At 49.5% G+C, this 20223-nt stretch carries 19 protein-coding genes; 10 read left to right on the top strand and 9 right to left on the bottom strand.

The window, feature by feature from the left end; translation table 11 throughout:
- Positions 1-194 precede the first annotated feature (194 nt).
- From Q366_RS21580 to Q366_RS22385, 6 genes are all read left to right on the top strand, one after another.
- Entirely contained in the window at positions 195-356 is a 162-nt protein-coding gene (locus Q366_RS21580) for a hypothetical protein (protein WP_169742969.1), read from the top strand.
- Positions 357-386: 30 nt separating this feature from the next.
- Positions 387-776 (top strand): S-adenosylmethionine decarboxylase, encoded by a 390-nt coding sequence (gene speD / locus Q366_RS13460; protein ID WP_051958051.1) that lies wholly within the window; start codon positions 387-389, stop codon positions 774-776.
- A 10-nt stretch (positions 777-786) separates the two neighbouring features.
- The gene (locus tag Q366_RS13455; protein ID WP_035239826.1) at positions 787-1743 is read left to right on the top strand and encodes a GNAT family N-acetyltransferase; all 957 of its coding nucleotides are present in this window, start codon (positions 787-789) and stop codon (positions 1741-1743) included.
- Positions 1724-3043, top strand: coding sequence for an ATP-grasp domain-containing protein (locus tag Q366_RS13450; RefSeq protein WP_035239824.1), 1320 nt, complete (start codon positions 1724-1726; stop codon positions 3041-3043). Before Q366_RS13455 ends, Q366_RS13450 begins: the two co-directional genes overlap by 20 nt.
- The gene (locus Q366_RS13445; protein WP_035239823.1) at positions 3019-4281 is read left to right on the top strand and encodes a diaminopimelate decarboxylase family protein; all 1263 of its coding nucleotides are present in this window, start codon (positions 3019-3021) and stop codon (positions 4279-4281) included. The genes Q366_RS13450 and Q366_RS13445 overlap by 25 nt, the downstream gene beginning before the upstream one ends.
- Before the next feature lie 127 nt (positions 4282-4408).
- Positions 4409-4672 (top strand): DUF2442 domain-containing protein, encoded by a 264-nt coding sequence (locus tag Q366_RS22385; RefSeq protein ID WP_035239820.1) that lies wholly within the window; start codon positions 4409-4411, stop codon positions 4670-4672.
- Between the two features lie 212 nt (positions 4673-4884).
- On the opposite strand, the gene Q366_RS13435 is transcribed toward Q366_RS22385, so the two are convergent.
- Both Q366_RS13435 and Q366_RS13430 read right to left on the bottom strand, forming a co-directional pair.
- Positions 4885-5127 (bottom strand): hypothetical protein, encoded by a 243-nt coding sequence (locus tag Q366_RS13435; RefSeq protein WP_035239818.1) that lies wholly within the window; start codon positions 5125-5127, stop codon positions 4885-4887.
- Between the two features lie 113 nt (positions 5128-5240).
- Positions 5241-5432 carry a hypothetical protein gene (locus Q366_RS13430; protein ID WP_035239816.1) on the bottom strand — a complete coding sequence of 64 codons (192 nt, stop codon included), beginning with the start codon at positions 5430-5432 and terminating at the stop codon, positions 5241-5243.
- Positions 5433-5781: 349 nt separating this feature from the next.
- Here Q366_RS13430 and Q366_RS13425 point away from each other — a divergent pair, with 349 nt between their 5' ends.
- Complete coding sequence (locus Q366_RS13425) at positions 5782-5961, top strand: hypothetical protein (protein ID WP_035239813.1); 180 nt, start codon at positions 5782-5784, stop codon at positions 5959-5961.
- Positions 5962-6077: 116 nt separating this feature from the next.
- Here the strand turns inward: Q366_RS13425 and Q366_RS13420 are convergent, their stop codons facing one another.
- Together Q366_RS13420 and Q366_RS13415 are read right to left on the bottom strand one after the other, a co-directional pair.
- Complete coding sequence (locus Q366_RS13420; protein WP_035239812.1) at positions 6078-6308, bottom strand: hypothetical protein; 231 nt, start codon at positions 6306-6308, stop codon at positions 6078-6080.
- A 357-nt stretch (positions 6309-6665) separates the two neighbouring features.
- The gene (locus Q366_RS13415; protein WP_211251898.1) at positions 6666-7355 is read right to left on the bottom strand and encodes a superoxide dismutase; all 690 of its coding nucleotides are present in this window, start codon (positions 7353-7355) and stop codon (positions 6666-6668) included.
- A gap of 209 nt (positions 7356-7564) precedes the next feature.
- On the opposite strand from Q366_RS13415, the gene Q366_RS13410 reads away from it, so the two are divergent.
- On the top strand, positions 7565-9370 hold the full coding sequence (locus tag Q366_RS13410; RefSeq protein WP_035239810.1) for a cation:proton antiporter: 1806 nt from the start codon (positions 7565-7567) through the stop codon (positions 9368-9370).
- Between the two features lie 69 nt (positions 9371-9439).
- Here Q366_RS13410 and Q366_RS13405 read toward each other — a convergent pair whose 3' ends face one another.
- The 3 genes from Q366_RS13405 to ftsY all read right to left on the bottom strand — a co-directional run bounded on the left by Q366_RS13405 (position 9440) and on the right by ftsY (position 11339).
- On the bottom strand, positions 9440-9745 hold the full coding sequence (locus Q366_RS13405) for a hypothetical protein (RefSeq protein WP_035239807.1): 306 nt from the start codon (positions 9743-9745) through the stop codon (positions 9440-9442).
- A complete protein-coding gene (locus tag Q366_RS13400) occupies positions 9732-10121 on the bottom strand; it encodes a type II toxin-antitoxin system RelE/ParE family toxin (protein ID WP_035239806.1) in 390 nt (129 codons plus the stop codon). Before Q366_RS13400 ends, Q366_RS13405 begins: the two co-directional genes overlap by 14 nt.
- Positions 10122-10262: 141 nt before the next feature.
- Positions 10263-11339: a signal recognition particle-docking protein FtsY gene (ftsY, locus tag Q366_RS13395; RefSeq protein WP_051958050.1), complete on the bottom strand. Its 1077-nt coding sequence runs from the start codon at positions 11337-11339 to the stop codon at positions 10263-10265.
- Between the two features lie 408 nt (positions 11340-11747).
- On the opposite strand from ftsY, the gene Q366_RS13390 reads away from it, so the two are divergent.
- Both Q366_RS13390 and Q366_RS13385 read left to right on the top strand, forming a co-directional pair.
- Positions 11748-13163: a GGDEF domain-containing protein gene (locus tag Q366_RS13390; RefSeq protein ID WP_035239801.1), complete on the top strand. Its 1416-nt coding sequence runs from the start codon at positions 11748-11750 to the stop codon at positions 13161-13163.
- A 25-nt stretch (positions 13164-13188) separates the two neighbouring features.
- Entirely contained in the window at positions 13189-15276 is a 2088-nt protein-coding gene (locus Q366_RS13385) for a 6-phosphofructokinase (protein WP_035239799.1), read from the top strand.
- Between the two features lie 35 nt (positions 15277-15311).
- Here the strand turns inward: Q366_RS13385 and dsrP are convergent, their stop codons facing one another.
- A complete protein-coding gene (gene dsrP, locus Q366_RS13380; protein WP_035239798.1) occupies positions 15312-16478 on the bottom strand; it encodes a sulfate reduction electron transfer complex DsrMKJOP subunit DsrP in 1167 nt (388 codons plus the stop codon).
- 166 nt (positions 16479-16644) lie between these two features.
- Positions 16645-19863, bottom strand: coding sequence for an ATP-binding protein (locus Q366_RS13375; RefSeq protein ID WP_169742968.1), 3219 nt, complete (start codon positions 19861-19863; stop codon positions 16645-16647).
- Positions 19864-20223: the final 360 nt, after the last annotated feature.

The following is a 20223-nucleotide window of genomic DNA, read 5'->3' as shown; positions in this document are numbered from 1 at the left end:
ATTTTCTTTTTTAAGTAAATATATTCCGAAAAAATTAACACATGGATTGTATTGAATATTATAACTATTTGTATTTATAGTCATTTGTCTTTTTATGCCAAAACTGGCACACAGGTTGCTAAAGAGATTCAGGAATTAAATCCAACCCACCCGGCTGAAAACAGCCGCCCCAAAACCAGAGAGGAAAGGAAGTCATGGCCAGGGAAAAGTTTAGTCAGAACAAAGACAAGAGCCCAAGATTTAAAGAAAGTTACGACGAAGAGTATGACTGGGAAGATAAGCAGGAAGACCAGAAACGACGGAAAAAAATGAATAAAAAGCCAAAACGTCCGGCAGACACCAAAGACAAATGGTAGGCCGCATTTTGAATTTAAAGGAGAAAAAACATGACCGCTGCAAACGTAATGAAAATTGACACCGCCCCTGACGTGTGGGGCATTGCGTCCGCCATTGACATCTATGACTGCGACCCTGCAAAAATCAGGGATGCTGAACTGATCAAGCGCTTTGTTGTGGAACTGTGCGACCTGATTGAAATGAAACGCTTTGGTGAGACCCAGGTGGTTCATTTTGGTGAGGACGAAAAGGTTGCCGGATTTTCAATGGTCCAACTCATTGAAACCTCATTGATATCCGCCCACTTTGCCAATCAGAGCAATGTTACTTATCTGGATGTGTTTTCATGCAAGGTCTACGACCCCGAGGTGGTCCGGGAATTTGCCCAGAACTATTTCGGCGGGAAAACTTCCCGGCTCAACGTCACTTACCGGCATTAGGTGGATAACGATGAAATCCATTATTATTACAGATCCGGAACTTTGCCGGCAGGCCTGGGAAAAATACTGGCCGGTCCAGGATATATTTGATCTTTGGGCAGTCAGACAATGTTTTAACGCCGCATTCAAAAGACCTTTAAGCTTCCATCTTATCGAGGACAAGGGCCGGGTTGTGGGGTTTCTTCCATTAAGTCTGGTTGAAGAGACCGGTGAATACGTATTCTTCCCCGGCGAGACCTGGAAAGGTAAAACCTGGCTGGAGCAGAACCGGATCATAGCCGAATCCCCGGAGGTGTTCACTGCATTGTGCGACTCCGTTCCCGGCCCATTGAATTTAAGGTATCTGCGCACCAACCCGCTGTTTGACAACATAGAGCAAACCTGCCCCGATGAAACCGGATACCTGTTTTACCCCCGGATTTATGATTTTTCCATGGATAATTTCTGGCTGTCATTCCCGGGGAAAAGCAGAAAAAAACTCAAGGCAGATGTAAAAAAAATTGAGGCGCGGCAGCTCACCTGGCGGTACAATCACCTGCCGGATCTGGCCGAAATGTTCCGTTTGAACATGGCCGCATTTACATCGGATTCCTACTTCAGTGATGCGCGGTTTTACCGGTCCTTTGAACGATTTGCAGGGTATCTGAAAGATATGGGCATGCTCAGGATCACCACAGCCATTGTGGAAGGAAAGGTTGCAGCCGTGGACATGGGGGCTGTTTTCAACAACACCTGCACGGTTGTCGCCGGAGGGACCCACCCGGATTTTGTCGGTATCGCCAAGGTGATCAACCTGCACCACCTGGAATGGGCCTGCCACAACCGGATGGAAGCCGTGGATTTTCTGTGCGGCAGTTTTAACTGGAAAGAACGGTTTCGCTTAAGCCCCAGACCGTCATATGAGATTCACACCCAGCCGGACACGGCTATTCTCCATGGGAGCCATTATGGGCGAAAAGCTGTGTGAGCTTAAAAAAAATCGGGTGCTGGTGGTGGGCACCACATCTGATTACATTGAGTGGATCAGAAATGTCCGTCCCGGGCAGGCACTTTTTTTGACGGAACCAAAGGTTCGTCAGAATGCAACCGAGCCCTGTCCGGAAAACGGAGAGGAAATTTTATGCCCCATCTGTGATATTGACGCCGCAATTCAGGCATTAAACCACCACAAAAAAACCTTCGGGATCACCCTTTCCGGCATTGCCTGTTTTGACTGCGAATCCATGGAGATCACATCCATTCTGGCAAAAAAGATGGGGCTTTCCTACCCCGATCTCGGGGCGGTCAGGCACAGCAGGGATAAATTTATTTCAAAACAATTGTGGAGACAATGCCAGATCCCTTGTCCCGAAACCTGCCCGGTCAATACCGAAATTGAGGTATTGAACTTCCTGGACCAGTTACCGGCAGGCATTGTACTCAAACCCTTTTGCGGTTCCGGCAGCGAACTTGTATTCAAATGCGTGACCCGAAAAGAGTGTGATACCGCGTTCAATGCAGTGGCAGACGGGCTTGCGGCACGGACCGGCAATCCATTGTTTAAACCCACGGATGCCGGCACATTCCGGATGTTGGCCGAAGAATGGGTGGCCGGTCCTGAGTTTTCCTGTGATTTTCTCATGGAAGAAGACCGGGCCGTTATTTTGCGCAAAACCCGGAAAATAAAGGTGGACAGCCGGCCATTCGGCACCATTTCCGGGTATGCGATCTGCCCGGAAAACAATGATGATGCAAAAACGCCTTCCAATGAAATTCTTTCTGACCTGTTCTACCGGGCAGCCAGGGCATTGGGTATAGAAACCGGGGTCTGCATGGTGGATTTTATCCTGCGAAACAGAAAGCCCGTACTCATAGAGATGACCCCGCGGCCCGGCGGAGACTGTCTGCCCTTTCTGCTCAAGGAAGCGGGCAACATCGACATAATAGGGCTGACCCTGGATGCGGCGGCAGGCGTTGCCTGGAAAAACGAAAAAAAAGGGCCATATGCCCCCCTGGTGGCATTCCGTATCCATGCCCGCAAAAATGGTGTATTAAAACGCGTCAACACGGCTGCCGTGGAAAAGGATGACCGGGTCAAAAAAATACACCTGATCCACGCCCCGGGGCACAGGGTAACCCTGCCGCCCCAAGACTATGATTCATGGCTTTTAGGACACATGATCATAGAACCGCACAGGCGCAGATTTTTTGAGACAGAGTGCCTTTTGCTCGCCAAACGTATCGACATTGAAATGGATTATGCATGCTCACAGCCAATACACAGATGACAGGCCCAGGCACCATTCTGTCCCGGGAAAAAGTAATTGAGTTTATAAATCCGTACTTAAAAAACAAGGGGGTGTACCTGGATATGGCCAAGGCGTTCGGGTCTCCCCTGTATGTTCTGGAAACCGATGTCCTGGCAAGAAAAGCGGCCCAGTTCAGGGCGGCATTCAGCCACCGGCTGCCGGAAACCGCATTTTTTTACGCCATGAAAAGCAATAACCTGCCCCATCTTTGTGGGCATCTGCTTAAACACGGATTCGGGCTGGATGTATCCAGCGGTGTAGAATTGTCAGTGGCCCTGGAGCTGGGTGCGTCATCCATTATTTTCAGCGGTCCGGGAAAAACCATCCAGGAACTGGCACTTGCGGCCCGGTATCCGGACCGGGTGGTGATTCTTCTGGACAGCATGGGAGAGGCAAGACGGCTGGCATCAGTACTTGAAGAAAAGCAAACCCGCATGCCCGTAGGGCTGCGGCTGAACAACAACCCCGAAGGCCTGTGGCGCAAATTCGGGGTGTTGCCGGAAAATCTGTTATCTGCGTTCAAAGAGATCCAGTCACTTAACCGGCTGGATTTCCAGGGACTGCAGTTCCACTCCTCCTGGAACCTTAATCCGGACAGGCAGACAGCGTTTATCAGAAAGCTGGGAGATATCCTTTCCACCATGCCAAAGCAGTTCCTGGATGCGGTTAAATTCATTGATATTGGCGGCGGATACTGGCCTGCCCAGGGGGAGTGGCTTTTATCGGATCTGCCCCAGGACTATATTATTGACCCGGGTGTCTCCATTGATCTGTTTGCCACACACCTGTCAACTGCCATTAAAAACCACATCCTGCCTTTGGTCCAGTGCCGGATCTGTTTCGAGCCGGGCCGCTGGATCTGCAATGATGCCATGCACATCCTCATCCAGGTGGTGGATTGCAAGGATAAGGATCTGGTCATCACCGATGCCGGGGGGAATACTGTCGGCTGGGAACGGTATGAAACCGATTACTGCCCGGTGCTTAATTTAACCCGGCCTGGCTTGGCCGAAAAAAAATGCCATATTCTGGGCTCGTTATGCACCCCCCACGATGTCTGGGGATATGCCTATTTCGGTTCGGCTATCAAGGAGGATGACATCCTCATGATTCCGGCCCAGGGGGCATATACTTACAGCCTTCGCCAGCAATTCATCAAGCCCATTCCCCGGGTAGCGGTCAGGGAAAGCAGCAACCGGTATTTTCTTCTTTCCTAATGCGGCAGCTAGTCGCTGATCCCGATCATCCTCAATTACGATTTTTCGTTTTGATAAAATGTCTTGGCAGGATATATTGTTAAGGGATGGATATTAGCCAACCATGAAGATTTAATGGAGACGTGGAATGAACTCGCCAATTAACACCCCATGGAAAAAAGTAGTTCAAGTCCGCCCCTTGGATAATTTCAGCCTTGAATTGATTTGGGAAGATAACAAAAAATCACAAATTGGGCTGGATGAACTGATACAAAAAAAGGAGTTGTTATGGAGGCTACGATATCCACGTTATTTCAGGCAGGTCGCCGTGGACGAACTCGGGGGCATTTTTTGGCCTGAAGGGGAAGACCTGTCGCCGGAATTTTTGTTACATCACTGCTGCAGACCCTGACGAACAAAGAGAGGGGAAAAGTTTGCTTTCCCCTTTAATTTTCCCGCCCGTCCCAAATTCATGGGGCACACGTTGTTTAAAACCATGAAGAGCATAGAGGGTATGAAGACGTATATCTTCGTACTCTTAATCTTGCTTTTAGAGTCTGTCTGGTAATTGATAAATCCGATGAAATCCCCTAATTACCAAACAGACTCCTAAGGACAAGTTTTTTAATTTTCAATATTATCCTTGAGCTGGCTGATTTCAATGCCAAGGCTTACGCATTGCCGGCCTTCCATGCAGAGTTCAGCATCACCGGGTTCCAGAAAAGTATCCAACGACTTGTTATCTTTTTTCAAATGCACTTTCCAGCGCTCGTTATCATCGTCATATGAAACGTTGATATCAATCCCGCACTGTCCGATGTCCGGGTATATCTGTTCTATTTTTTTGCACAATTGGTTTTTATCCATTATATTTACCTCGCTTGATAAATAAAAAAGTTATGTGACAATTTCTGTCAACCCCTTTTTTCTGTTAAGAATATTGTTCAATATTCTAAGCTGAAAAATCGCCTGCCGTTGTTTTAATTGGAATCCGTTTCAAATTGAATACCGCGCCCGTCATCACAGGGGGAGGGCCCTTCATCATTGGGCCTTGCATGCTCCGCCCATGCCGGGTCCGATGTACAGATATCCAGATCGGACACGTTGGAATGCCTCTTTTGCGTTTTTATTGATTCTTCTGATTTTGGGTTTATACGGGGCTCATTCGACATATTAATTCTCCTTTAAACACAGGGTTAATATATTTCTTCGACCGCTTCAGATCTGGTTGCCAGGCCGGCGGTTTCGTCCCGATGATGGAAACATTATATTTTTATGATTACCTCTTTTAGTTTCCTATCCTTACTTTTCGAATATAAGTCCCTATCCCCGGTTTTTCAATGGGGGAAATTATGTATATTTGAAAAGACATAGTTATGTAATCATTAACTGGCCGGCAACACTATATTTTTTCAACATCCATCTTGCCAATCGCGCTATTGACTTTTGTTTGATTTGACATACTTTTTATAAAAGCATAAAAAATGCTTTTACGTAAATTAAATTATTGAGGAGGGCAATATGGATGCATATGCAAAAACAAAAGCGGCGATGTGTTGCGCAACCAGTAAAAAAAGACGGACTGATGCGCTCAGGGCCTGTGATTATTGCACGAATAGTATGGCGGAACGAAGTGTATGTTACAAGGCGGTTGCCAAAGATGAGGGGCTTCGCTATAAAACCTGCCTGATGATGCAGTAATCATACATCCGGCATCAAACATACATTGTTCTGTCTGCAAAGACGGGAAAAGGGGACTGGCTTAAAGTCAGTCCCCTTTTCCCGCAGTTATCCATATCATTTGTTTTGTTTGAAATTTACAGTTTGACAGGTTCACACAACGCCTGTTTTTCAATAGCCGTGTTTCCGCATGTGCTGCAAAAATAAGACGGCGTCATTTTGACGGGGTTGCAGATGTCTGCTGCCCGGCTGCTCTTGTTGCCGCAGTCGTGACATGTATAAACCGCCCCGATTTCGGCCTGCGCTTGACAGATTTCGTTTTTGTCCGTGGATATTTTACCACAGGTGGTACATTGAAATTTTCCCATATCATCACCTTTTTATTTTACCTGGCACTTACGCCTGAATGATTAATTGAAGATTCAAGTTTCCGGACAGCCCGCGCACATCCTTGCTGAATCTTATATCAAAATATATGAATAGTTCAGGGTTAGTCAATATTATGACCATATAAAAGTGTTGCTCGAGGCTAACTGAAGTAATAGATAAGGCCCGTATAAACCGGGGGGTTCAAATGTCAGATAAGCTGTCTGCCGAACTTTCCGTTTGAAATTCGGTTGAATCTTATCGGGTTTGTGACGAGTTGAGCGCGAGTTCCGGGGGCACCCATGATGGGTAAGGCGCCCCCGATCTGCTAGCAGGGCATGAATTTAAACAATATTTTATTATCCGGCCAGGTTGGTTTGTGCAAACTCCCAGTTGACCAGATTTTTCAGATAGGCGTCGATATAATCCGCCCGCCGGTTCTGATAATCCAGATAATATGCATGTTCCCATACATCAACGGTAAGGATCGGAATCAGCCCTTGGGCAAGCGGTGTATCGGCGTTTGCTGTTTTGATGATTTTCAGCGCATCACCGTCTTTGACCAACCATGCCCATCCGCTGCCGAACTGGGAGAGCGCTGCGGATGCAAAAGCTTTTTTGAATGCGTCATAACTGCCGAAGTCCGCGTTAATTTTTTCGGCAATGATACCGGCAGGCACATTGCCGCCGCCTGGTTTCATGCTGTTCCAATAGAAGGTGTGGTTGAAGACCTGGGCCGCATTATTGAAAATACCGGCCTCACCGGCACTGCCGTGGGTTTTCTGAATAATTGCCTCAATGGTCAGGCCGGCGTAGGCGGTGCCTTGGATCATCCGGTTCAGTTTTTTTACATACCCGGAATGGTGCTTCCCGTAGTGAAAGCGAATTGTTTTTTCAGAAATATACGGTTCAAGAGCATCGGTTTTGTAGGGCAAAGACGGCAGTGTTATCGATCCCCCCCCAGAATCTATACAGCTGACACCGGCCATTTGCAACAGTGCGAGGGTTCCCGCACCGGCTGAAAGTTTTAAAAATTTTCTTCTGTCCATTCCACCCTCCTTTTTTAAGTTTTGAAACAGGTGTTCCGACTTTTTGTGCTGTCTTTTCGGGCGTAAGTTCCGGGATTTCTGCGCAACAGGGTAAGTTTAGGCCACCGGCTTTAACCTTGTCAATGAAAACCTGGTGGGTTAATATTGAGCTCCAAACCATATGGATTTTATGTGTATATAGGAGCGACTGCGATGACAGCTGAAAACCAATGAATGAAGATACGCTCATACAGGTTGCGGGTATCCTGGTTGCAGCCACCGCCTGTCAGTGGGTGGCCTGGCGGATAAAAATTCCGGGAATTGTTTTTCTTCTGATCACCGGCATCCTGTCCGGTCCCGTGCTGGGGCTTTTGAACCCCGAAGAGATGATGGGGGATCTTTTTTTTCCCTTTGTGTCCATGTCCGTGGCCCTGATTCTGTTTGAGGGCAGCCTGACCTTGAATTTTTCGGAAATTCGGGGGCTTCACATCGTGGTCCGGAACATGGTGTCCTTCGGCATGCTGGTAACCTGGATCATCACGGCCCTGGCCGCCCGGCTGGGGCTGGGGCTGTCCTGGCAGATCAGTGTGCTTCTGGGGGCCATCACATCCGTGAGCGGCCCCACCGTGATCGTTCCCATGCTGCGCACGGTCCGGCCCAACCACAACATCGCCAATATCCTGAGGTGGGAAGGCATCATTGTGGATCCCATCGGTGCGGCCATGGCGGTTCTGGCCTACGAATTCATCATATCCGGATCGGCCCAGCAGGCCATGGGCCATACCATACTGGTGTTTGTCCGGCTGGTGGCCACGGGGGTGGTCATTGGCGCGGTTTGCGGCTACGGATTTGGTATGGCCATCCGCAAACACTGGATTCCCGAGTTCATGCACAACCTGTTTGCCTTTTCCCTGGTTCTGGGCGCGTTTGTGTTTTCCAATCATCTGCAGCATGAATCGGGTCTGGTAACGGTCACTGTCATGGGCATCTGGCTGGCCAACATGAAGGATGTGTCCATCGGGGATATTCTGGATTTCAAGGAACACATCAGTATTCTGCTGATTTCCGTCCTTTTTATTATGCTGGCCGCCCGGCTGGATATTGATGAGCTGATTGCCCTGGGCTGGGGGATGAGTTTTTTATTCATCGCCATTCAGTTTCTGGCCCGTCCCATGAACATCATGGTGTCCAGTATCGGCTCCAGCCTGACCTGGCCGGAACGGCACATGCTGGCCTGGATTGCCCCGCGCGGGATCGTGGCGGCAGCTATTTCAGCCTTGTTCGCCACCCAGCTCCAGAAGAAAGGCTACCCGGATGCCGGGGTGCTGGTGCCCCTGACCTTTTTTATTATTATTTCCACGGTCATCGTACAAAGCGTTACGGCACGCCCCATTGCCCTGTGGCTTAAAGTGGGCGAGCCCACCCCCAACGGTTTTGTAATCATCGGGGCCAATCAGCTGGCGCGTGCCATTGGTAAAACCTTGATGGGTCTGGGGTTTCAGGTCCAACTGGCCGATACCGGATGGGATCAGGTGATGAGGGCCAAAAACGAGGGGCTGTCCACATATTTCGGCAACCCCGTGTCAGAACATGCGGACCGGCATATTCCGCTGGTGGGTGTCCGGGGGGTGCTTGCCCTGTTTCCCCATGAAGCGGTCAACGTGGCGGCAGCCATTCATTATCGCCTGGAATTAGGGGCGGATGAAATTTATATTCTGCCTTCCCAGTCGGAAAACAACCGGCCGACTGCAGACCGAATGTCCATCCAGAACCATGGAAAAATCCTGTTTGGCAAAACAGCTTCATACCCTGCCCTGGCCACAGACCTGGCCCGGGGTGGACAGATTATCACCACCAAGCTGACGGAAAAATTCACCCTGGCGCAGTTTACGCAAAAACACGGCCCCAAGGCCCTGCTGTTATTTGCCGTGGACAAAATCAACCGTCTTCATGTGTATGCCCATGACAGCCGGATCGTTCCGGAGCCCGGCTGGTCCCTGGTGTATATGCTGAAAAATGGTGAGGACAGTCACTAGGGGATATTGGGGATCCGGGCTGATTTGCCCAATATGTGGACAGCTAAAAAATAGCCGGCCCGCTTTTTTTTAAGTGTTACCCAGGTCCCTGGAATATCTTGGACAGCGTGCAGTTACCTCGGATTCATCCATTCCAAAATGATTGAGAAGCCGGGCTACCTGCAACGGCCGGCAGTGATCACCCGCCTCAAGTGCCTCGAAATCCACCGGATCAATACCCAGCAAAACCAGTATATTCTCCCTGGCGTCTGCGCTCTGAGCCATCCGGACCACCACTTTCATGGTTGCTGTACAAATGTGACACTCCTCATTATAAAGGGCTAAAAAAGGCTTATCTTTGAATTTCTCCGCCAGCAATTCTTTAAAAAACAGCACGGCTGATTTTCTCCAGTTTTTTTTCAGAGATCCGGGATAAAAAATCATCCCGGTAGGTTATGACCTGATTAATATATTTTTCAGGAACCCTACGGGTATTTTTGAAAAACACCTCATATAGTACGATAAATTTCTGATAACAAAAAAAATAGAGTACCCGGATTCGATCCTGAGACAGGGTAAAACGAAGTTCGTGCACCCCATCATGAAGCACATCCGCATAGGGTCTTGGCAGGGTCGGACCATGCTCCTCCAACAGTCCGAGCAGCCGTAGCAGCTTCACCTGATGTTTTTCCGGGCGGGAATTGATAAAATCCGTAACCGGACAAACGTGTTCCATACCATCGCAAAAAAGGACTCTCCATTTTGGTTTCATATTTTATCCTTTTTCCAGCGGCACCAGGTTAAAATCAGAGAATTTCCGGCAAAGATCTTCTAAAATTCCAAGGCACCTTTTCAATAAAAATCAGGTCGCAATACCCAATAATCCAGTGTGTGTTATCCACCGTTATAGAATTTAGTCAAACAGTGCATTGATAAAGCGTTTTGCATCAAATTCCTGCAGATCTTCTATGGCCTCGCCCACGCCGATGTAGGCAATGGGCAACTTCATGACGGATGCGACCGCTGCCACAATTCCGCCCTTTGCCGTGCCGTCCAGTTTAGTGATACTCATCTGGGTAAGCCCCACGGCTTTATGGAAAATATCTGCCTGGGACAGGGCGTTCTGGCCGCTGGTGGCGTCGATGACCATCATTACATCATGGGGTGCGCCCTTGAATTTTTTATCCACAGAGCGCCTGATTTTTTTTAACTCTTCCATGAGATTTTTCTGGGTGTGCAGTCTGCCTGCCGTATCAATGAGCACCACATCAGCCCCCCTTGCCATGGCTGCTTCAACAGCATCGTAGGCCACTGCCGCAGGATCCCCCCCTTCCTTGTGCCGGACAATGTCCGCACCGGCCCGCCGGGCCCAGATTTCAACCTGCTCAATGGCTGCGGCCCTGAAGGTGTCTGCCGCAGCAATCAATACTTTTTTGCCTTCGGCGTTGTATTTCATGGCCAGCTTGCCAAGGGTGGTTGTTTTTCCAGTCCCATTGACACCCACCATCATGATGACATAGGGCTTTGGCTGAGACGGGGCAGGGGGGGGCGGTTCATGGAAAAGGGTAAACAACTCGTCTTTGAGTATTTGACGGAGCTGATCCCCCGTGGTCAGACCCCGGCTTTTTTTTCTGATCCGCGCCATCATGTCCATGGTGATGTCAATACCAAGATCCGAGGTGACCAGGCGTTCTTCGAGCTCATCAAACATATCGTCATCTATGGCTTTGGCCGAGGAGAACAGTTCTGTGACATCTGTATTCAAAACAGTCCGGGTTTTGGCCAGACCGGATTTAAGCTTTGAGAGCAGCCCTGGCCCCTCTTTGATTGCAGGCTTTTCGTGAATCGGTTCCTGTATCCGGAGAGCAGGGCCTTCGGGCTGGGCCGGTTCCTGATTTGTCTCCGGTTTCCGGACGGGATCCGGGTCCGGCTCTATATCCGGTTCAAGAGCCTTGGCCGGCGTCCGGTTTTTGGCGAATTCCCGGCCCATGGTCGGCTCCTTAGACGGAACCGTCTTTTCCCCGACAAATTCCTTTGATTCATCTGGTTGTAAGTCTGGTTGTAAGTTTAGTTGCAAAGAAGGTTCCGGTGAAATGGGTTCTTCTGCGAGCCTATTTTTCTCTGAAACAGGTTCTGTTTCAGGTGTTTTCTTTTTTTTCTTAAAAAAGCTAAATACCACCCTTGTATCTCCTCAATGGATTTTGATCATGCGCTTTAATTTGCTAATTTAAAAATTCTGATTTGCCAATTGGATAAAATCAAGATTATTATGCATCATCTTTTACATTTTTTAGTCGCCCCAAGCAAGCTTTGGGTCTGTTAAATTAACTTTACTTTCTCTGTATCACTGGTTAAAAATAATCTACCATTGCAAGTCGTTTAAACTTGGGGACACATTATGGACGAACACCCTGATGATAAAACAAATCAATTAAACGCTGAAATCATAAAATTGAGATCCCAGAAGGACCGCCTGCTCAAGGAACTGAATGCAGTGGAGGCCCAGTATGGAAATCTTGACAGCCTTTACAGAAGGTATTTCCCCATTATTTTAGAGGCACTCTCCCAGGAAGGCACAGCATTGGGCAACGCCTGTACCCAGCTGGGTACGGCCATACGGAAAAAGGCCTCTCCGGCCAAGATCGAATACATTTTTGGTCAGATCAAAACCGCCATAATCCAGGAAGATATCAGCCCTGCTGCTGCCCCAAAAAAGAAGGGATTTTTTTCTTCTATTCGGAAAAATTCATCCCAAGATCAGTCGATGAACAATCTTCGACAAAGTTACCATGATGTGGTGAATCATCTGAAATCCACCCTTGATAAAAAATATACCAAGAAATTAGATGCCATTACTTTAAATCTGCTTAATACAGAGGATCTTCCGGATTTTGACGAAGTCAGGGAAAATATTTTTACCCTTATCTTTCTTTATATTTCAGAAACCAGCCAGGATCGGGAAAAGGTTAATGCCTTTATCCGGGATATTGTGGCAAGGATTTTTGAAATTGAGAAGAGACTGGCCTCTTCCTATGAGCATACAAATACCCTGCTTTATTCAAATCAGGGTTTTGAATCCATTTTAGATGACGAAATGACCGGGATCAAAAATTCATCTGATGTGGCTCAAAGCTTAGATGACTTACGGGCAAAGATATCCACCGGTCTTTCTTCCATTGAAAAGGCATTGCGCAAAAAACAGAAAGTGGACCAGGCCATCAGCCGGCTGGCTGGGAAAAGCAAGGACACCTTTACCTCGGGATTTGCCAGGCTTAAGCAGGAGTTGCAGGCTGCCACAAAATACACCGAAGAGCTGGAGAAAAAACTCAACGAGGATCAGCTGACCGGTGCTAAAAACCGCAGGGCCTATGACAGGAAAATTGAAGAGGAGATGGACCGGTTTCTTCGGTATAAAACTATTTTTTCTCTTTTGATCATTGACGCGGATAAGTTCAAAAATATTAATGATACCTATGGACACGCCATTGGCGACAGGTGTCTGCAGGAAATTATTAAACGGACCCAGCCTTTATTAAGAAAAAGTGATATGCTTGCCCGGTATGGCGGCGAAGAGTTTGCCGTTATCATGCCGGAGACGGATGCCAACGGCGCAACACAGGTTGCGGAGAAAATACGCCAGACCATAGAAAAAATTGAATTCCTGTATAAAGAGGAAACTGTAAGGGTTACGGTCAGCATCGGCGTTTCCTGTGCCAAGGAAGGTGATAAGTCAGGAACGGATTTATTTGAACGAGCGGATATGGCTGTATACAAGGCAAAGGAAAATGGTCGAAATCAGGTCATGGCACAATAAGTTAAAAAAATATTCTGGAGTAATAATGGAAGACAACACCCTGAAGATCCCCCCCGGCGTGACGGCGCAAGCATTTCAAATTATGAATGAGGACAGCAGGGAAACCCTGGCACGAAGGCGGTTTTCTCCTGGAAAAATAGATATTTTCAATGCATCACATACATCTCTTGAGACATTGCATGAATACCGTTTTTTGAAAGATACCGAGGCGGAACGTATGCTGCCCGGAATTATCAACAACCGGGTACAGCAGGTGATTACAGATCCTGCTCCCGATGAAAATGCAAAGGCGGGATTTTCAAAGCCAAGGAATATCGGCGTTGTTTTTTCCGGGGGCCCGGCTCCGGGCGGGCACAATGTGATCGCAGGTCTTTTTGATGAGATGAAACGTTTCAACAGCGCGTCAAAGATGTTCGGGTTCATTAAAGGGCCTGAAGGGCTGCTTGAAAACCGGTACATTGAGATTACCCCGGGACTGGTGGACACCCACCGGAACATGGGCGGTTTTGACATGATTAAAACCGGACGGACCAAAATTGATTCCGGCAGCAAAATGGAAAAGGCCCTGACAGTATGCAAGGGATTGAATCTGGATGCACTGGTGATCATCGGCGGGGATGATTCCAATACCAATGCCGCCTTTCTGGCCCAGCATTTTAAATCCTCAGGGATAAAAGTCATCGGGGTTCCCAAAACCATTGACGGCGATATCCAGGTAAAAACAGAAGACGGCAAGGTGTTGTGCGCCATCTCCTTTGGATTTCATTCTGCGGCCCGGGCCTTTGCACAAAATATTTCCAACCTGGCCAATGACGGAAGCTCGGACATTAAATACTGGCATGTGTGCAAGGTCATGGGCCGGGTGGCAAGCCACCTTACGCTGGAGACAGCACTTCAGACCCATGTGAATATAGCCTTGATCGGTGAGGAGCTGGCAGACTATGTGGACCAGGAGCGTATGTCCAAGGGCCTGGAGCAGGACGGGCAGATGGATTATAACGCCTATGGGATTACCCTGCGCCATCTGTCCCGGGTGATCTGTGACATTATTGTCCGGCGGGCTGCATTCGGCAAAAATTACGGGTTAATGATCATCCCCGAAGGCATTCTTGAATTTATTAATGAAATCCAGGTGTTCATCACAAAACTCAATAAAATCATTGCAGATTATAATAGAATCCATGACCTGGATTTCCACAGGTCATTTCCCACCCTGAACGAAAAACTGGATTATCTGCGCAGGATCTCCCAGGGCATGATGGACAAGGGCCGGTTTCCCATATGGAATATCCGGGATGATGAGCTGTTCAACCAGCTGCCGTCGTTTTTCAGGGAAGGGCTTCTGGTGGAAAGGGATCTTCACGGCAATTTCCAGTTCTCCCAGGTCAAAACCGAGAAGATCATCATGGACATGGTCAAAGAGTATCTGGACGTGCTTCGGGAGCAGGGGCGCTACAAGGTTGGTATTCTCCGGGATGACTATGTTTCGCTCATGGACAGTGCGGGCATGGATTCGGATTTGTTTGCCCCGGCATTGTTTAAAAACCCCCAGGATAAATATGTGCTGGTCAAGCCGGATATCATCTCCCTTAAAACCCTGAAGCTTGCCCTGGTTAATGCGGGTATGCTGGATGCGGAAGAAGAGACACCGCAGGTCCTTGTGAATATATTTAGGAAGTCCCAGGCTGAATTTAAAATCCAGACCCATTTTTACGGGTATGACGGCCGGGGCAGCGATCCAACCTACTTTGACTGTTGTTATGCCTACAATTTAGGGCTTACAGCCTTTCATCTGATTGCAGGCGGTGCCACAGGCCAGATGGCGGCCATTATCAATTTAGAAAAGGACTTTCACCAGTGGCAGCCGGCCGGTATCCCCATTGCCCGGCTCATGCACCTTGAGGAACGCAAAGGGCGCCTGGAACTGGTTATGGAAAAAAGCATTGTTGACCTGGAATCCAATGCCTTTAAGGTGTTCAAGGCAGTCAGGGAGGAGTGGGTGGCGGCCTGTGAATGTCCTGACCGGTTCAGAAATCCAGGGCCCATCGGGTTTTCCAAACAGGTGGAAGAGGACCGGCCTTTAACGCTTCAGCTCAATGCCCTGGAATCCTAGGAAACAGACCGGGCCCTTGCCGGGCCCGGTTACCATCAGACTCTGCCGCTTTGATTATACACCTTGACACTGATAACTATTTTATACAGTACGGTCAGAACAAACAGGCCCAGGGCCGTGATCCCGGCGGAAATCGCCAGTTCATGAAGGCTTGGACTGTATTCCGTGACATGGTGCAGGGGTGAAGGCACAAATCCCCCTGAAACCATTCCCATCCCCTTATCTATCCAGGTGCCTGCAAACAGGGCCGCACAGGCAACAGCCAGGGTGATTTCATTTTTCCTTAAGGCGGGCATCAACAGGATACATGCCGCCGTTACCATGAGCGCCACCGACGACCACATCCAGGTCACCAGGCCTGTTTTGCCGTAAAGCCCGGCATACAGGTAAATAAAATGGGCCTTATGGGACGGGATATTTGAATAAAACACCACAAAGACCTCACAAATCATGAAAAAAAGATTGACCACCAGGGCGTAGGCAGCGATGACAGCCAGGGACTGGACTGCCTTTTTCCCCGGATCAAAATCACTGATCTGCCGGATCACCAGGCTGAGCAGAATGAGCAGGGCAGGGCCCGAGGCAAAGGCAGATGCCAGAAACCGCGGGGCAAGGATCGCTGTAAGCCAGAATCCCCTGCCGGGAAGACCGCAATAGATAAATGCGGTCATGGTATGGATGGACACTGCCATGGGGATGGAAAGGTAGATCAGCGGCTTAATCCATTTTGCAGGGGCCACCCCGTTTTTTTCAGCCTCCAGCACCTTCCAGCCAATGATGATATTGAGCAAAAGGTAACCGGACAATACATTGCCGTCCCAGAAAAGCATGGACCAGGGTGTGGGATAAAGAAAAATGTTCAATGCCCGCATGGGCTGTCCCAGGTGGACAAGCAGGTATGACAGGCACATGACAATGGACGCCACAGCCAGAAATTCCCCCAGGATCGTAATTTTGCCGAATGTTTTGTAATCATGGAGGTAATAGGGAAGCACCAGCATGATGCCGCCGGCCGCCACTCCCACCAGAAAGGTCATCTGCGCCGTATAAAATCCCCAGGACACATCCCGGCTCTGGCCTGTGACCATCAGGCCGTGGGTCAGCTGGTCCAGGTAAAACATGCCGCCCATGGCCATGACGGTTACAAGCCCGCCCATCCATATCCAGTAGTTCCGGTTCCCCTTTAATGCCAGTTCAATCATGGATAATTCCTTTCAAAAAAAATTCATACCAGGGTTCAACTGTCATCTCTATACAGGGGCTGTCTAAATTTTGTCTAAATCAGGGCGAAAATTTTGTTTTATAGAAGAAGCCACGGTTTTGACCGTTTATCCGGCAGGGCAGGGTGCATATCAAATTTAATTAAATTTATGGGATATTTTTCATCAAATCCAGGGTCTGCGGGCCCAAGGGACACTCCATCTCTTCCATTCTTTTCCGGCACTCCAGAAACGCTTGATTGGCAAGACCATATTGTCCGCCCGACAGGAAAAAACAGATCAGTTGCCGGTACATGGATTCATCAAAGGGGTCTGCTTTGAGAAAATGTTGTGCATACATAATACCTGAATCCGTATCTTTCATCTCCCGGCACAACACGGTCAGCATGCGGCAGAGCCTGCAATAAAGATTTCTGGTGTCATCCCGGAGCCGGATACACCAGTCCTGGTATGGCCCGTCCTTAAGTAACGGGCCTGTGTAAAGCTGTTCTGCTTTGCTGCCAAGGTCAAAGGCGGCCCTGGGCTTTATTTTTTCCATTCCCAGGGCTTTTTCAGCCATTGTCCGGAATTTTGCCAGATCCAGACTTCCCCCGGGGCCTAAAGAGAGGGTGTAATGGTCATTTTTGCGATGGATATATGCGGATGGAGAACGCGGCGGCAGATCCGGTTCCAGAAGTTTGCGCAACTGGCTCATGGCGGTGTTGAAGCGTTTGCCTGTTTTATCCGGGTTCTGGTCCGGCCAGAGCATCTCCACCAGCACATCCTTGGGAATAAATCCCCGGGACTGATGCACGGCCAGGTATTGAAATAAGATAAGCGGTTTGGCACCTGGCCATTGGCCGTGTTCAATCTCCCGGCCTTCCACAGATACCCGGAACCGGCCCAGCACCCGGATTTGCAGCCCCTGCCGGGCCGGGGCAGGTTCGGGCCGGGCTCCAAGGGCGTCAAGATAGGATGAAAAGATTGTCCCGGGCCTGAATTCAGCCATGGCCTGAACCAGCCCGCCGGCCTCTGCCTGTACAAGCCGGTCAAACTGTTTCTTCCTGGCAATGGCAAGCCCTTTTTGAAAATGGCGCCAGGCCGCCTCTTTTTGGCCCAGGGCATGGCAGCACCGGGCACCCAGGAGCCAGGCCGAGCACAGATGCCAGGGTGCCGGCCTCAGGTGCTTTATGGCCCGGGACAGACAGGCCCCGGCATCTTCAAACGCGTTGCACGCCGCCAGTATCCGGGCATGGGTGATGGAAATAATGGCCTCACTCATGGGAAGGCCATATCCCTTGATAATGCTTAAGGCCCGGGTGACCTGTGAACGGGCCTCGGCAATATTGTCCGCAGCCAGGCTGATTTTAGCCATAAGGTCCAGGGCATTGGCCATGCCCCAGCGGTTTCCGGGCTGCCGGAAGATTTTAAACGCTGTGCCTGCATGGGCCCGGGCTGCATCCAGCTGTCCCAGGCCCAGATGATTTTCAGCCCGTGAAAGAAAAAGCCAGCCGTTCTGGCTGTCCCGCAAATGGATTTTTTCTGCCGCCCTGATCCCTTTTTGAGCAAAGGCCAATCCGGTTTCATAGTTTCCCAGCAGGCAATCCGTGGCAGATGCATGGTAATAGGCCAGGGGCAGAAACGCTTCCAGCCCTTTCGACTTGCACCGGGAAATCAGATTCAGGTTTATTTCCATGGCGTTCTCGAAATCCCCCCGGATATAAAGGATATAGGCCCTTGAGATATCCATGGCGGCAAGGGCTGCGGTTTTTTCAAATTCAGGGAAATTTTCGATAACAGCCCTGGCCTGGCACTCATACGTCTGTGCATCGTATAAGTCCCCGAGTACGGCACAAAAAAAAGACAAATACGTAACCGCCAGGATGTAGGTGACTGGATCCGCCCTGGCCTCATCCAGGACCTGGCGCATCAGTTCCCTGGCTTCCGGAATATGCCCGGTGTAATAATATTGGGCCCCCAAGTCCACCAGGCATTTGGCCACATATGCATCCGGGTTGGCCTGCCTGAGGATCCGGCAGGCCGCAGTGAGGCAGGCAATGGATTTATCCGGCTGGCCGAAATAGGAGTATTGCTTGGCCTCCATGAACAGCAGGCTGGGGTTTGCCGCAATGATCTGTTTAGGAATTTTTTCAAGGCAGGTCCGGACAAACCTGATTTTTCCCTGGACCAGGAATTCCAGTTCAAAGGCCGTCATAAAACGAACCGCCTCATCATAGGCCTGGGCTTCTATGTAATGGACCAGGGCCATGGCATTTTGCCGGGCCTCCATAAGACCGGCAATGTCCAGGTGAAATTGTTTGATCTCAGATTCTGTATGGGTTTGATAAAGCTTTTTTAAAAGAAAATCACGGAACAGGTGGTGGTAATGAAAAACGGTTTTATCTTCGTCCATGGGGAACACCATGAGATGTGCAGCCATCATCCGGTCAAAACGGTTTTTGGAATCTTTACGGTTGAAAAGGCAATCACACACGGTCGTTTCCATGGTATCCATGAGGGAAACCCTGGCCATGAACGCCTGCATGTCCGGGGGCTGGGTTTCGAACAGGTTTTCTTCCAGGAAATCAAACAGATGATATTTGGACATGCAGGGATCCGTGGCTCCCGGGCAGGGCAAGGCGCTGCCCTGCTTTTCAAGGGCTGCACCAAACAGGATCAGACCGGCGGCCCAGCCGCCTGTCTGATTATAAAGGGCTGACAAGAGTTTTGTCTCGGGGACCTGGTTATGTATCCGGGAAAAAAGGGCGGCGGTCTCATCCGGGGAGAACACCAGATCGGATTCATGGATTTCCAGGATCTGCTGCCGTACCCGCAGGTTAGATAACTTTAAGGGCGGATCGGTTCGCGACATGAGGACAAACCGGACATGGCCCGGCAGCCGCTTCAGAAGAAATTCCATGCACCAATGAATATCCAAAAAGCCGGGGGCTTCATTTTTTTCGGGAAAGCCCAAAAGGTGGTAATCATCCAGAACAATGAAAAGTTCTTTGTCCGTTCTTGATTCCAGTGCCTTGACAAGTCCCAGGAGCCGGGCCTCGGGCTCACCTGTGAAACCGGCACCATACCCGTTTTCGAAAAGCGCATCCTCAATGCCGGGGTAATTTTTTTCCAGTCCCCGGATCAGGTGCCTGGTAAAGGTGGTGATGTCCCGGTCAAACTGATCCAGGCGATACCAGACCAGGGCCCGGTCCCGGGAAGACGGATCTGCCAGGGCCTGGGCAGTCATTGTAGTTTTACCGTATCCGGCCCCTGCGGTGATCAGGATCAGTCGCTTTCCTTCAAGGTTTTCCAGTTTCCGGGTCAACCGCGGCCGTTGCAGCACATTGCCCAGGTGGGGCGTAACCAGTTTTGATTCCAGGATATCCATATTGCATTCTCGTAAACGGCCTTGGTCGCCCCTGGTCTTTTTTCGATTGCAGGGTCCGCCTGCCACAAACAACAGTACATAATTTTGATGTTTATCAGCCCCGCACGCCCAAGGCAAGCGCATACCATCAAGGTGTTGAAAATCACGATCTATTCCTGATGATGAATTTTAAGAACAGCAGGGCCTGTGAATAGGTATGGTGTCCGGAGTACCCTGCAAAACAGGATGATCCGGGAGAGCTTGCCACCCTTTTCTGGACATCAATCCTCGGCCTTGCCATCCACAAATCAAGCCATGAAGATTGCGCTCATTTTAGCCCCGCATGGTTGGTGGCGTTCGTTTCATTGTTCGTCGTGGGCT

The organism is Desulfobacter vibrioformis DSM 8776 (genome assembly GCF_000745975.1).
Classification (GTDB): Bacteria; Desulfobacterota; Desulfobacteria; order Desulfobacterales; family Desulfobacteraceae; genus Desulfobacter; species Desulfobacter vibrioformis.
This window is presented reverse-complemented; position numbering and strand designations above follow the sequence as displayed.

What these genes read in the sequence shown, in the direction of transcription:
- Q366_RS21580 (WP_169742969.1), top strand. Translation starts at nt 195, where the DNA reads ATGGCCAGGGAAAAGTTTAGTCAGAACAAAGACAAGAGCCCAAGATTT.
- speD (WP_051958051.1), top strand. Translation starts at nt 387, where the DNA reads ATGACCGCTGCAAACGTAATGAAAATTGACACCGCCCCTGACGTGTGG.
- Q366_RS13455 (WP_035239826.1), top strand. Translation starts at nt 787, where the DNA reads ATGAAATCCATTATTATTACAGATCCGGAACTTTGCCGGCAGGCCTGG.
- Q366_RS13450 (WP_035239824.1), top strand. Translation starts at nt 1,724, where the DNA reads ATGGGCGAAAAGCTGTGTGAGCTTAAAAAAAATCGGGTGCTGGTGGTG.
- Q366_RS13445 (WP_035239823.1), top strand. Translation starts at nt 3,019, where the DNA reads ATGCTCACAGCCAATACACAGATGACAGGCCCAGGCACCATTCTGTCC.
- Q366_RS22385 (WP_035239820.1), top strand. Translation starts at nt 4,409, where the DNA reads ATGAACTCGCCAATTAACACCCCATGGAAAAAAGTAGTTCAAGTCCGC.
- Q366_RS13435 (WP_035239818.1), bottom strand. Translation starts at nt 5,127, where the DNA reads ATGGATAAAAACCAATTGTGCAAAAAAATAGAACAGATATACCCGGAC.
- Q366_RS13430 (WP_035239816.1), bottom strand. Translation starts at nt 5,432, where the DNA reads ATGTCGAATGAGCCCCGTATAAACCCAAAATCAGAAGAATCAATAAAA.
- Q366_RS13425 (WP_035239813.1), top strand. Translation starts at nt 5,782, where the DNA reads ATGGATGCATATGCAAAAACAAAAGCGGCGATGTGTTGCGCAACCAGT.
- Q366_RS13420 (WP_035239812.1), bottom strand. Translation starts at nt 6,308, where the DNA reads ATGGGAAAATTTCAATGTACCACCTGTGGTAAAATATCCACGGACAAA.
- Q366_RS13415 (WP_211251898.1), bottom strand. Translation starts at nt 7,355, where the DNA reads ATGGACAGAAGAAAATTTTTAAAACTTTCAGCCGGTGCGGGAACCCTC.
- Q366_RS13410 (WP_035239810.1), top strand. Translation starts at nt 7,565, where the DNA reads ATGAATGAAGATACGCTCATACAGGTTGCGGGTATCCTGGTTGCAGCC.
- Q366_RS13400 (WP_035239806.1), bottom strand. Translation starts at nt 10,121, where the DNA reads ATGAAACCAAAATGGAGAGTCCTTTTTTGCGATGGTATGGAACACGTT.
- ftsY (WP_051958050.1), bottom strand. Translation starts at nt 11,339, where the DNA reads ATGGGCCGGGAATTCGCCAAAAACCGGACGCCGGCCAAGGCTCTTGAA.
- Q366_RS13390 (WP_035239801.1), top strand. Translation starts at nt 11,748, where the DNA reads ATGGACGAACACCCTGATGATAAAACAAATCAATTAAACGCTGAAATC.
- Q366_RS13385 (WP_035239799.1), top strand. Translation starts at nt 13,189, where the DNA reads ATGGAAGACAACACCCTGAAGATCCCCCCCGGCGTGACGGCGCAAGCA.
- dsrP (WP_035239798.1), bottom strand. Translation starts at nt 16,478, where the DNA reads ATGATTGAACTGGCATTAAAGGGGAACCGGAACTACTGGATATGGATG.
- Q366_RS13375 (WP_169742968.1), bottom strand. Translation starts at nt 19,863, where the DNA reads ATGGATATCCTGGAATCAAAACTGGTTACGCCCCACCTGGGCAATGTG.